Source organism: Pseudomonas sp. GW456-E7 (genome assembly GCF_059424105.1).
Window position 1 is genome coordinate 1 of the sequence record NZ_JBWKZB010000061.1, and the last position, 13,329, is coordinate 13,329.

Here is a 13,329-nt window from a genome sequence, read left to right on the forward strand (position 1 = left end):
CCCTTGTTCTCGAAGGTCACGGACTTGGCCGTATTGGCCTCGACCATGGCCTTGCCCAGCACACGGGCAGTCTGGTCATAACCACCGCCCACCGAGCCCGGGGCCATGAATTTCACGGTATCGAGCGCGAAGGCTGGTGCGACAAGCACGGCAGCGGTCAAACCCGCGGCCATGCAGCGACTGAAACGACGGATCAAAGCGGACATGGGCATCTCCTGATTGCATTGTTTTTATAGGTGCCGCTTACCCATCGAGGTGTTCGATGAACAGGGGCCTGCAAACAAGCTTAGGCCATGGATCCGCGGGTTGCTGCTGCCCCCCCTGTGGGAGCGAGCTTGCTCGCGATGACGGAGTGTCAGTCGACATTTCAGGTATCTGACACACCGTCTTCGCGAGCAAGCTCGCTCCCACAGGGGGTTGTGGTGTTGCAGGGGCGTTTCATTACAGCTTTGTCATCAAGTTGTTGGTCGGCTGTCCGGATCACACCGTTAGCCTGAACTCACTGCCAGGCCAACCACCGGCAGCCCCTCAACCCTGAAAAGAGAGACTTGTGATGAAACTGTTGATCCTTGGCCTTGCCGCCCTGCTCGCCACCGGCTCGGCATTTGCCGCCACCCAGTCCACCTCGCCAATCATCCACGACCAGGACGGCTTCTATGTCCCGGTGGACGTGGCCAAAGTGCTGTCCATGACCGACCTCAACGGCAAGTGCGGCATCGTGCCCGCGCAGTTCAACTACCTCGACCACCAGGGTCGCGAGCATCAACTGGACTATCAGGTTCAGGGTGTGAACTGCCTGGGCGAGAACTGAGCGGATGCCTGCCATCACTGCCGATCGGGCTACACTTGCGCCACTGATGCGCCCCCGTAGCCCGACCGAACCAGGCAGGTTTGCCATGAACATCCTCGTAGTCGAAGACGAACCCAAGGCCGGCAATTACCTGCTCAACGGCCTGCAGGAACTCGGATACACCGTGAACCTGGCGCGCGACGGCGTCGATGGCCTGCACCTGGCCCTGGAACACGACTTCGATGTGATCGTGCTGGACGTCATGATGCCGAAGATGGATGGCTGGGAAGTCCTGCGCCGCCTGCGCAAGGAAGCCGACACACCGGTGCTGTTCCTCACCGCCCGGGATGACATCGCCGACCGCATCAAGGGCCTCGAACTGGGCGCCGACGATTACCTGATCAAACCCTTTTCCTTCGCCGAGCTGGTGGCGCGCCTGCGCACCCTGACCCGCCGCGGCCCTACCCGGGAAGACGAACACCTGCACGTCGACGACCTGCAGATCGACGTGCTCAAGCGTCGCGTCAGCCGCGCCGGCAACCGCATCACCCTGACCAACAAGGAATTTGCCCTGCTGCACCTGTTCGCCACGCATCAGGGCGAAGTGCTGTCACGCTCGATGATCGCCTCGCGGGTCTGGGACATGAATTTCGACAGTGACACCAATGTCGTCGATGTCGCGGTGCGTCGCCTGCGCCTGAAAATCGACGACCCGTTCCAGCTCAAGCTGATCCACAGCGTGCGCGGCATCGGCTATCGCTTCGACACTCAACCTTGAATGCCCCCATGAATGCCATGACGCCGCTGCGATCCGCCTCCCGTCTGAGCCACTCCCTGACCCTGCGCCTGGCGCTGGTGTTTGCTCTGCTGGCGTTTGTCTCACTGGCGTTGCTGGGCGTGGCGCTGTACCGCGACCTGGAACGCGAGTTGATCCATCGCGACGACATTGCCCTGATCACCCGCATCGACCAGTTGCGCACCTTCCTCAACGACAGCAACACCCTGGACCTGATCAAGGCCAAACCGGCGCTGTTCCAGAACATGATGGGCAACCGCGAGGCCCTGCTGACCATCGGCACCCCGGGGCAACCGCCGTTGCTGGTGGTCAACCCGGGTAACCTGAAAATGCCGGTGCTGACCCCGGTGGCGATGGATCATCGACTGACCCTGGACGACGTGCAGCATTTGCCCAACGTCAACGGCGTGCCGTTTTCCGCCCTGGCGGCGACCATCGACTCCGGAGACCTGGGCAGCCTGCAAGTGGTGACCGGGCGCCTGATGACCGAACGCACCGCCGTGCTCGCCGATTACCGGCTCAACGTCTACCTGTTCGCCACCGTGGCCGCGATTCTGCTGGCGTTGTCCGGTTATGTGCTGGTGCATCGAGGCCTGTTGCCGGTGCGGCGCCTGGCCCGCCACACCCAGAGCATCGACGTCGGCAACCTCAACGAGCGCCTCGACAGCCAGGGCGCACCGCTGGAGCTGCTGCCGATGATCGACGCCTTCAACGCCATGCTCGACCGCCTGGACAAAGGCTTTGTGCAACTGGGGCAGGTATCGACCGACATGGCCCACGAACTGCGCACGCCGATCAACAACCTGCTCGGCGAAACCCAGGTGGCCTTGCAGCAGAACCGCAGCACCGACGCCTATCAGCAGTTGCTGGCCTCCAATGTCGAAGAGCTTGAACGCCTGGCGCGCATGCTCGACAACATGCTGTTCCTGGCCCGCACTGATCCGCGCAGTGCCTTGCGCCAGCGCCAGGAACTGGATGCCGCGGACGAAATGCAACGCATGGCCGACTATTTCGAAGGCCCGGCGACCGATGTAGGCATCAGCATCAATGCCCACGGCAGCGGCCTGATCTGGGCCGAGCCCATGTTGCTGCGCCGTGCCCTGGCCAACCTGTGCGCCAACGCCATCAAGTACGGCGCGCCGCATTCAGAGTTGTGCATTCACGCCAACCCGACCGCCAACGGCATCCAGGTGCAAGTGCGCAACCACGGCCAGACCATCCCTGCGCAGCATCTGCCACGGCTGTTCGAACGCTTCTACCGGGTCGATGAATCCCGCGAGCGCTCGGCCCAGTCCAATGGCCTGGGCCTGTCGATCGTGGCGACGATCATGCAACTGCACAACGGCGCCTGCCATGTCAGCAGTGCCGACGGCATTACCTGCTTCGAACTGTTTTTCCCGGCGCGGCAACAGCATGAGTAGCGCCCGGGCGAACACCGGCCGAACACTTTCGACAAAACATCGCTCAAGGGTGCGTGTCATGACCTAACCTCATTGGCTAAGTGACTAACAAACCGTCGAGCTCGCCGATGTGCAATGTATGGAAGTCAATGATTTACGTCGCCTTCGCACTGCTGGTGGCGACCCCGGGATGGCTGTCGGCGGCGACCATGGCCGACACCCTTGCTCCCGCTCCCACCGCCCCGGTCATCAGCATCTCCGACAGCGAATTGCTGGGGTTGCAAAGCCAGCTGAACAGCCTCAAGCAGCAGGTTTCCCAGGCCAGCACCTACACCCAGCTGGAAAGTTCACAGGACCTGGTGCTGGCACTGATCCAGAATATTGAACGCCTCTCCACATCGCTGCTGCCTGGACAGGCGCAGTTGCAGGCGCAACTCACCGTGCTGGGGCCAGTGCCGCTCGACGAGAACGCCCAGGTGACGTCTGCCATTACCACCCAGCGAGACACCCTCGGCGAGCAAAAAGACAGGATCGACAACCAACTCAAAACCCTGGCTGCGCTGAAAGTCAGTGCCGCCGAGCTGATCACCCAGATTGCCAGCATCCGCCGCAGCCTGCTGGAGGCGGAGGTGACCCAGCAGACCAACAGCATCCTGAACCCGCGGTTCTGGTCGCCATTGTTCAATCTTCCGCTCGATGACCGCCAACGTTTCAGCGCCCTCGTCCAGCAACTCAAGCTCACGCACCAGGCGGCCTGGCAACCCGGTCAACGCGCAATCACGGCCTCCCTGCTGGTGCTGGCCCTGGTCATCTGGAGCCTGGGGCGAAAACTCGCCGGTCGGGGTCTGGCGTGGCTGTGCATTCATCGAATGCCCGAAGGCCGGTTACGGCGCAGCTCCCTGGCATTGGCCTCGGTACTGGCGACGGTGCTGAGCGCCGGCATCGCCCTGCAGTTGCTGCACTTTGCCGCGACCCGGCAACTGCCCTACACCCCGCTGCTGGCCGACCTGGCGCAATACCTGGAAAAACTGGCCTATACCTGCGTGATGATCACCGGATTGAGCCGTGCGTTGCTGTCGACCAAACATCCTTCATGGCGCCTGCCCGATATCGCCGATCCCGTGGCGCTGGCGATGGAGCCCTACCCCAGGCGGCTGGCCAGCCTGCTGCTGGTGCTGGTCACACTTGTGCAGATGAGCAACGTCACCGGCATGAGCGCCGAAGTGGTGTTGTTCGGCCGGGGAATCGTGGCGTTGGTCGTGGCACTGGTGATCGGCGCACTGCTGTTGCGCGTCAGCAAGACCCGACGGGCGCTGATCGTTGCCGGAGAGACTCCCGAAGGCGTCACCACGTCCGCCGGCCTGATTTATGTGTTTGCCGGCATTGCCGTGGTGGTATCCCTGTTTGCCCTGGTGATCGGCTACGTGACGATGGCCCGGTTCATCACCTATGAAATGGTGTGGATTTTCATCGTCTTCGCCGCGTTCTACCTGCTCACGCAGGTGTACCAGGACACCTGCGAATCGCTTTTTTCACCCAGGCAACCAACTGGCAAGGCGATCAAACAGCTGCTGGGCATCGGCAATCCACGCCTGGAGCAGATATGCACCGTGTTTTCCGGGGCGGGCCGCGCCATCCTGATGCTGGTCGGCGTCATTGCATTGTTTGTCGGCGGCGTAGGTACGACGTTCGGGCAATTGGTCACCAGCACCGCGGCCATTCTCGGTGGCGAAGGGCTGCGCAAGCTGAACATCGTCCCGGACAACTTGATGCGCGCCCTCCTGACACTGCTGATCGGTGTCTACCTGATTCGCACGCTACGCCGCTGGCTGGACGGCGAGTTCCTGCCGAAAACCGAGATGGACCCGGGCATGTGCGCCTCGCTGAGCACCCTGTTCGCCAACATCGGATACGCGTTGGTCGTGCTGCTCACGCTGTCGTCGCTGGGGATCAAGTGGACCAACCTGGCCTGGATCGTCAGCGCCCTGTCAGTGGGCATCGGCTTCGGCCTGCAGGAGATCGTGAAGAACTTCATCTCCGGCCTGATCCTGCTGACCGAGCGCCCGGTGAAGGTCGGCGACCTGATCAGCATCAGTGGCGTTGAAGGCGACATACGACGGATCAACGTGCGGGCCACGGAAATACAACTGGCCGACCGCTCGATCATGATCGTGCCCAACTCCCACCTGATTTCGCAGAACCTGCGCAACGTCACCCTCGGCGGCAGCGCCCAGGGCGTGGTGATACTCGAACTGATGTTCCCGCTGGATATCGATCCGGAACTGGTGCAAAACCTGCTGATGGACAGCTACACCGAGCACGAATCCATTCTGGATAAACCGGCACCGTTCTTGCGCTTCAGCCAGTTGAAACCGGAAGGCATCACCTTGACCATCACCGGCTACGTCGGCAGCCCGCGCACGGTCGGGGCGATCAAGAGCGAGTTGCTGTTTGAAATTCTCAAGCGGCTGGGCGCCGCCGGTATTGAACTGGCGAAACCGCCACCTCCCGCGTAACCCCCACCCGTAGGAGCTGCCGAAGGCTGCGATCTTTTGATCTTTGATTTTTACAGCAAGAGCAAAAGATCGCAGCCTTCGGCAGCTCCTACAGGTTGATCAGTGGGCGATGCACACCGACTTGAGCTCGGTGTAGGCCTCGATCACCGCGCGACCGAACTCACGCCCCATGCCCGATTGCTTGACGCCACCGAACGGCATCGCCGGGTCGAGCAGTACGTGGGCGTTGACCCACACCGTGCCGGCTTCAATGCGTGGCACCAGGTTCATGGCTTTGCCCAGGTCGTTGGTCCACAGGCTCGCGGCCAGGCCGTAGCGGTTGTCGTTGGCCAGTTCGATCACGGCGTCTTCGTCGTCGAACGGCATCACGCCCAGTACCGGGCCGAACACTTCTTCGCGGGCCACTGCCATGCTGTGGTCGATGTCCGCCAGAATGGTCGGCTGCACGAAGAAGCCGTCGCCCTCCAGCAACTCACCGCCAGCGACCACCCGCGCACCTTCCTGGCGGGCCAGTTCGATGTGTTTGAGTACGCTTTGTTGTTGCTTGCGCGACACCAGCGGGTTGATCGCCGCGTCGCCGTTCATGCCCGCGCCAATCGGCATCGCCGAGACGGCGGCGGCCAGGGCCTCGACGAATTTGTCGTGGATCGAGCGGTGTACATAGAAGCGCGATGCCGCGGCGCAGACCTGGCCGTTGTTCAGCAAGCCACCGAGGATCGCGCCTTGCACGGCTTTTTCGATGTCGGCATCGGCGAGCACGATCATCGGGTTCTTGCCGCCCAGTTCCAGGGAGAAGCGCGTCATGTTTTCCATGCACGCCACGCCGACGCTCTTGCCCACGGCGGTGGAGCCGGTGAACGACACCTTGCTCACCAGAGGATGCGAGGTCAACACGCCGCCGACCGAGGCACCGCCACCGGTGACCACGTTGAACACGCCGGCCGGGATGCCCGCTTCCAGCGCCAGCTCGGCCAGGCGCATGGCGGTCAGCGGGGTTTCCATCGCCGGCTTGATGATCACCGTGCAACCGGTGGCCAGGGCTGGCATCAGCTTCCAGGCGGCGATCAGCAGCGGGAAGTTCCACGGCACGATGCCGACCACCACGCCCACCGGCTCACGTTTGGTGAACGCGGTGAATTTGGCGCCCGGTGGCAACGGAATCGACACGTCGAAGGTCTGCCCTTCGATCTTGGTCGCCCAGCCGGACATGTAGCGCATGAATTCCACGGTGGCGTTCAGGTCCAGCGCGCGGGCCATGTTGATCGACTTGCCCTGGCTCAGGGTTTCCAGCTGGGCCAGTTCTTCGGCGTGTTCTTCGACCAGGCGGGTGAAGTTCAGCAGGATGCGCTCACGGTCGGCCGGGCGCAGGCTCGACCACACGCCGGATTTGAACGCCTTGTGCGACGACTGTACGGCGCGCTCGACGATCTCCAGCGGCGCATCCAGGGTTTCGCACAGGATTTGCCCGGTGGCCGGGTTGACCACGGCGATGCTGTCGCCCTCGGCAAACACCCACTGGCCGTCAATGAAGCAGCCGTGACGACGTTCGAGGAATGCAGCCACCTGGGGCAGGATTTCAACGTTGCTCATAATTCACCTTTCATTCAGACGATTTGTTCAGGCGCAAATGCGGCCTGATCAGTGTTGTTCTTTGAGGAAGCACGCGACCGCCTGACGGTCGTCGGCGGAAGCCAGGCCCATATACGGCATGTAGGTACCCGGTACGTAGGCCTGGGGTTGGGTGATCAATTGCGTGATGTTCTCGGCTTGCCAGCTGACGTCTTTGTCGCGCATGGCCTGGGAGTAGCTGAAGCCCGGCAGCGAGCCGGACTTGCGCCCGTACACGCCGAACAGGTTCGGCCCCATCATCCCGGTCGTACCCTTGGTCACTGCGTGGCAGACGCTGCACTCAGTGGCAAACACTGCGGCACCACGCTGGGTATCCGTGGCGCACTCGGCGGCAGACACCGCCTGAGCCAGGGTGAAGGACAGCAAGCCGATGAGGGGCAAACGCAGCGAAGTGAACATAGGAAAACGCCCTTGAAAATCCACGCGCTCGCCGGCAGGCGAACGCCAACACCAAAAAATGCCGAGGCCAGGGTGCTTCGGCAGCTGGGTGGGGATTGTCGGTGGTCGCCGGCACGCAGGTTTTGCCCTGCGTGCCAGTTATGTTGGCCGGGCTGCCAAACCGGACAATCTGGCATGCACAACCAACTAATTGGCAAACAGGGAAAAGGGCGAACGAAAGCCGCGACTTAGTATCCGGGCAGACCGCAAACCTGCGCTCAAGAACAAGAACGGATGCCACACCATGCTCAAGTCCCCCTTGCTTCGTCTCTCGACGCTCGCGCTGATGATCAGCGCCGGCCAGGCCAATGCCTATGAGCTGTACGCCGATGATGACAGCCATCTGAACGCCACCCTCGAAGCCGCGTTCGGCATTTTCCACAGCCAGGAAAACTACGCCCTGTCCGGCCGTCTCGACGAAGGTTCCTCGTCGTGGCGCGAGGGCTACATCAAATACGGTTTGAGTTTCGACAAGGGCCTGGGCGGTGCGGGCACGGCGTACGGCGCGGGCAACCTGCTCAGCTCCGGCACCTGGGGCGACGGCGATGCCGCCGGTTTCAGCGATGGCACCGAACGCACCACCAAGTTCGAAGACGCCTACCTCGGCTGGCGTTCGGCCGATCTGTTTGGCGCATTGGGCAAGGACGGTGTGGACCTGTCCTTCGGCCGCCAGAACATCGTGGTCGGCGATGGCTTCCTGATCGACGGCGACGCCCTGAACATGGGCAAGGGCCTGGCCGACGGCGAGTTCAACCGTGGCGGCGCCTACTACCTGGCCGCCCGCAAAGCCTTCGACGAAACCGCCGTATTGCGTCTGGGCGGCAAGGAAGGCTGGCGCAGCGACCTGATGTGGCTCAAGTCCGACAACCGCGCCCAGGCCAAGACCGAAATGTACGTCGGCACCCTGGAGCACGTGGCCGAGGCCGGCACAGTGGGCCTGACCTACATCAAGACCACCGACATCGACGAGCAGTACGCCTCGCCGATCCAGCTCGAACGCGACGGCATGAAGACCTACAGCGTGCGCGCGGCGGGCAATGCCGGGGTGAAAGACCTGTTCCTGTCCGGCGAATACGCCAAGCAGGACAAACCCCACGCCGCCACCGAAGACGCCTGGTACCTGGAAGCCGGCTGGACTTTCTCCGACGCGATCTGGACCCCGAACGTCAGCTACCGCTACAGCCGCTTCTCGGAAGGCTACGACACCTTGTTCTACGGCATGAGCCGGGGTTATGGCACCTGGTTCCAGGGTGAAGTGGCGGGCAACTACGCCGGCCCTTTCAACAGCAATTCGCGGATACAGAACGTCGGGCTGAAAGTCTCGCCGCTGGAAAACCTCAACCTGGGCGCACTGTACTTCAACTTCGACACCATCGACCGCAGCCTGGGCAATACCGATGGCCACGAAGTCGACCTGTATGCCGAATGGCACGTCAACGACCACCTGACCGTGATGCCGCTGGTGGGCATCTACCAGCCGGACAAGAGCGCCGAAAACGGCGGCACGCAACTGGGCAACAACGACCGGAACGTCTACGCCCAACTGCTGTTCGTCACCGGTTTCTAACCTCGGTCGTGGGCAATGGCGGCGTCATTGCCCACGTGGAAAAAGGTATTTCCAATGCACAAGACACTCCTGACGATCCAGAGCAAGATCGCCCTCCTCGCCGGGCTCTGCCTGCTGCTGGTCGTCGGCCTGCTGATGGGGTTGTCGCTGTATCAGACCCACAAGAGCAGCCAGCAGGTTGCGCAAGCCAGCGGTGACATGCTCGCCAATGCGGCCAGGGAACACATGCAGGCCCTGGGCACAGTGCAGGCCATGCAAGTGCAACGCACCTTCATGCAGACCCACGAATACGGCCAGGGGTTATCGCGCTACCTGTTGTACCTGCGACAGCTGCAACAGCAGGGCAGCCTGACCCGCCCGCAACTGCGCCGGGAGCTGAGCACCCAGCTTCACCAGGCCTTGATCGACAAGCCCGACCTGCTCGGGCTTTATGTCATTTTCGAACCCGGTGGACTCGACGGCGACGACGCCGGTTTCGCCCACCAGGCGGACATTGGCAGCAACGAAACCGGACGCTTCGCCCTGTATTGGGTGCAGAGCAAACCCGGCGAACTGCAAGCGGTAATCGGCGACGAAGGCCTGCTCGCCAACACCGAGCCGGGGCCCAGCGGCGCGCCCTACAACGCCTTCTATACCTGCGCCCGCGACACCCGTCAGGCCTGTGTGCTCGAGCCTTATTTCGACGAGGCGTCCGGCAGCCGCAAACTGGTGACCAGCGTGGCCTTCCCGTTGCTGGAAAACGGCAAGGTGATCGCCGTGGTCGGGCTCGACATCAACCTCGCCGCCCTGCAACAGAACAGCCAGGCCAGCGCCCGTGAGTTGTTCGAAGGCAACGGTCAGATCAGCATCATCAGCCCGCGCGGGGTGATCTCCGCCGACAGCCAGGATGTCAGCCGTCTCGGCCAGCCGATGGACAGCGCCGAGGTGATGGACGCCTTGCGCCAGGGCAAACCCAAAGTGTTTGTCGACGCCCGGCAGATCGAGGTGCTTGAGCCGCTGTCACCGATTGCCGGCGCCGCACCGTGGGGCGTGCTGGTCGGTGTGCCACAAGACGTCTTGCTGGCGCCGGTGACCACCTTGCAAAAGGAACTCGATGCCCAGGGCGTGCAAAGCACCGCGCTGGAGCTGCTCCTCGGTGGCGGCTCGGCCCTGCTCGGCCTGCTGTTGATCGGCTACACGGCGCGGCGCATTACCCGGCCGCTGCAAGTGCTGACCCGCGTGATGGAGGATATCTCCCTCGGCGAAGGCGACCTGACCCGGCGCCTGCAGGTGCAATCGCGGGATGAAATCGGTCAACTGGCAACCGCCTTCAACCGCTTTGTCGAACGCATCCACCAGTCGATGCGCGAGGTGTCCTCGGCGGCCCTCGGTGTCAATGAAGGGGCGCGGCGCGTGCTGAATGCATCGAACGCTTCGCTGAACAATTTCGACGATCAATCCACCCGCACCAGCAGCGTGGCAGCGGCGATCAACCAGTTGGGCGCGGCCGCGCAAGAGATCGCCCACAACGCCAGCGATGCTTCGCACCAGGCGTCCAGTGCCCGGCAACAGGCCGAGGACGGACGCCAGGTGGTGCAACGCACGATCGAGGTGATGCACGATCTGTCGGGCAAGATCAGTGCCTCGTGCGCCAACATCGAAGTGCTCAACGACAAGACAGTGAACATCGGGCAGATCCTCGAAGTGATCAAGGGCATTTCCCAGCAGACCAACCTGCTGGCGCTCAACGCGGCCATTGAAGCGGCGCGGGCCGGTGAAGCGGGTCGTGGCTTTGCGGTAGTGGCGGACGAAGTGCGCAGCCTGGCCGGACGCACCCAGGCCTCGGCGCTGGAGATCCAGCAGATGATCGAAGAGCTGCAAGTGGGCGCACGGGAATCGGTCACCACCATGACCGAGAGCCAGCGCCACAGCGAAGAAAGCGTCACCATCGCCAACCTCGCCGGCTCCCGCCTGGGCAGCGTGACCCAGCGCATCGGCGAGATCGACAACGTCAACCAGTCCGTCGCCGCCGCCACGGAAGAACAGACGGCGGTGGTCGAGGCCCTTAACGTCGACATCACCCGGATCAACAGCCTGAACCAGCAAGGGGTGGAGAATTTGCAATCGACATTGCGCGCTTGTACCGAGCTGGAGCAACAGGCCGGACGGTTGAATCAGTTGGTGGGGAGTTTTCGTATCTGAGATCGGAGTTGCCTGATACACCGCCTTCGCGAGCAGGCTCGCTCCCACACTGGATTTTTGGCGTACTCACTTCTTGTGTTCACCAGAGATCCCTGTGGGAGCGGGCTTGCCCGCGAAGAGGCCAGCACATCCAACCTCATCATCGACTGACACTCCGCCTTCGCGAGCAAGCCCGCTCCCACATTTGGATCTCTGCCATGCACAAATCTTGTGTTTACCAGAGATCCCTGTGGGAGCGGGCTTGCCCGCGAAGAGGCCAGCACAGCCAACACCACCGTCGCCTGACACCCCGCCTTCGCGAGCAGGCTCGCTCCCACATTTGGATCTCTGCCATGCACAAATTTTGTGTTTACCAGAGATCCCTGTGGGAGCGGGCTTGCCCGCGAAGAGGCCGGCACAGCCAACATCCCTGCCGACTGATACTCCGCCTTCGCGAGCAAGCCCGCTCCCACATTTGGATTTCTGCCACACACAATTTCCAGGTGCACCACAGATCCCCTGTGGGAGTGAGCCTGCTCGCGATGAGGCCAGCACATCCAACATCAATGTCGACTAACTAAACATTGGGAAGATCCATCCTGTAACCCGCACCCGGCGCTCCTTCATGCAGCGCCACTTGAAGGTTCGAATACAGGGCATTCGCCTCAGCAGTGGTGATTGATCTCGAACAATCACGCAGTACAACCCGGAGCAGCACATTCTCCTGGCCCGGCAGCAATCCGAGGCGATCGATGGCCTGCGAAGGCAGTTCCGTGAACGCCCAACGCCCTTTGATCTGCATTTCCTCGATCCAGTCCGAACAATCGCCGGCGGCCAGCAACATCCTTTCAGTCAACACTTCCTCGCTGAGCCCCGGCGTTACCGCCAACGAAATATCACGCGTAATCGAAGGCAAACGAGAGACGGCGCTCCACGGACTCAGATCGTGCATCTGTGCCTGTACTCGTTCGTTCTGATCGCGCAGCAAACGAATATCTGGGATACCTTTTCGCAACATTGTCAGGCGATCCAACCCCATTCCCAGCGCCAGTCCCCCATGACGCAAAGGATCGATCTTCAGTCGCTCCAACAACGATTTGGCAATTCGACCGCACTCCAGAACCTCTACCGGGACGCCGTCATTCAACAGATTTACTTCGATCCCGCCCTCAGTGTAGTGATGCGGACTATCACTGTAGATCCAAGGCATATCAGGCACGGCAGAATTGAGGATATCGCCGACCAGGCAAAGCAGATTCTCATGCGTCGACAAATCAGGATCACCGAGCACCCAGATATCCATCTGATGCGGTTCCGCACAATGCCAACGGTCCCGGCTGTCGCGCCGAAAAGTGATACCAGGCGCCGCCAATAATATTGACTGTCCTGGCTGACGTAGCTTGGCCGCTCGCTGAAGCGCAGACGGAATTTGGCTAGTGGTTTGCGTCCGTAACAGAGACCACTCGTCAACCCACCGAGTGTGTGCACTCCCAAGCGTAATCTCAGATGGGTCATAACCAAGCAATCCGTAGTTTTCTTCAGCGGAGACAATCCTCGGGCCCGTTTGCACTTGCGCTTGTGGCCAGCCTTTATCCGTTATCCCCTGAAGGACCTCCTTCAGCAATAATCGAATGGCGTGATCGGGTGCAGCGGGTTCTGTTAGATCAGCCAGCAAAAGGGCTTGTTTGAGCCCTATGTCCGTAATGGTTCGCTTTGAAGACATCTCCATATTTTTTCTGCCCTGAATTCCGGATACACAGAACCGGCACAGTACACAGACATGGGCAGGTATAGCCGCAGCACCAGAAAAATCAGATCGGACTGACAGCCATGTCTTACCCCGCATATGGAGCGCAAAAGTCCCACCCAAATCTGGCACCCACAACCAACCACATGGCACACACGCACACCTGCCCCGCCACACCCCCGGCGTAGTATCGAAGCCGACCTCTGGGGCACAACCCGCTCCAAAGTGCCCTGCAATGCAACGCTGAACCCCTCCACATCTCACTAAAACAATAAATCGGCCTTCG

8 protein-coding genes and 3 pseudogenes are annotated in these 13,329 nt (G+C 61.6%); 7 read left to right on the forward strand and 4 right to left on the reverse strand.

What is annotated here, in order from left to right:
- Positions 1-206, reverse strand: a pseudogene (locus tag AC07YV_RS26785) (tripartite tricarboxylate transporter substrate binding protein); the annotation flags it as partial.
- A 347-nt stretch (positions 207-553) separates the two neighbouring features.
- Here AC07YV_RS26785 and AC07YV_RS26790 point away from each other — a divergent pair.
- From AC07YV_RS26790 to AC07YV_RS26805, 4 genes are all read left to right on the forward strand, one after another.
- Positions 554-811: a DUF2790 domain-containing protein gene (locus AC07YV_RS26790; RefSeq protein ID WP_102702227.1), complete on the forward strand. Its 258-nt coding sequence runs from the start codon at positions 554-556 to the stop codon at positions 809-811.
- Between the two features lie 85 nt (positions 812-896).
- Positions 897-1,568: a heavy metal response regulator transcription factor gene (locus AC07YV_RS26795; RefSeq protein ID WP_007979096.1), complete on the forward strand. Its 672-nt coding sequence runs from the start codon at positions 897-899 to the stop codon at positions 1,566-1,568.
- Positions 1,569-1,576: 8 nt separating this feature from the next.
- Positions 1,577-3,007, forward strand: a complete 1,431-nt coding sequence (locus AC07YV_RS26800) for a heavy metal sensor histidine kinase (protein WP_102702226.1) — start codon at positions 1,577-1,579, stop codon at positions 3,005-3,007.
- A 107-nt stretch (positions 3,008-3,114) separates the two neighbouring features.
- Entirely contained in the window at positions 3,115-5,502 is a 2,388-nt protein-coding gene (locus AC07YV_RS26805) for a DUF3772 domain-containing protein (protein ID WP_102702225.1), read from the forward strand.
- A gap of 99 nt (positions 5,503-5,601) precedes the next feature.
- On the opposite strand, the gene AC07YV_RS26810 is transcribed toward AC07YV_RS26805, so the two are convergent.
- Positions 5,602-7,092: an aldehyde dehydrogenase family protein gene (locus tag AC07YV_RS26810; RefSeq protein WP_102702224.1), complete on the reverse strand. Its 1,491-nt coding sequence runs from the start codon at positions 7,090-7,092 to the stop codon at positions 5,602-5,604.
- Between the two features lie 48 nt (positions 7,093-7,140).
- Positions 7,141-7,530, reverse strand: coding sequence for a c-type cytochrome (locus AC07YV_RS26815; protein WP_102702223.1), 390 nt, complete (start codon positions 7,528-7,530; stop codon positions 7,141-7,143).
- Between the two features lie 283 nt (positions 7,531-7,813).
- Here AC07YV_RS26815 and AC07YV_RS26820 point away from each other — a divergent pair, with 283 nt between their 5' ends.
- The 3 genes and pseudogenes from AC07YV_RS26820 to AC07YV_RS26830 all read left to right on the forward strand — a co-directional run.
- A complete protein-coding gene (locus AC07YV_RS26820) occupies positions 7,814-9,136 on the forward strand; it encodes an alginate export family protein (protein WP_102702222.1) in 1,323 nt (440 codons plus the stop codon).
- Between the two features lie 273 nt (positions 9,137-9,409).
- Positions 9,410-9,919: pseudogene (locus tag AC07YV_RS26825) on the forward strand (cache domain-containing protein); the annotation flags it as partial.
- A gap of 375 nt (positions 9,920-10,294) precedes the next feature.
- Positions 10,295-11,317 (forward strand): annotated as a pseudogene (locus AC07YV_RS26830) (methyl-accepting chemotaxis protein); the annotation flags it as partial.
- A gap of 556 nt (positions 11,318-11,873) precedes the next feature.
- Here the strand turns inward: AC07YV_RS26830 and srmL are convergent.
- Positions 11,874-13,142, reverse strand: coding sequence for a PheS-related mystery ligase SrmL (gene srmL, locus AC07YV_RS26835; RefSeq protein WP_494990369.1), 1,269 nt, complete (start codon positions 13,140-13,142; stop codon positions 11,874-11,876).
- Positions 13,143-13,329: the final 187 nt, after the last annotated feature.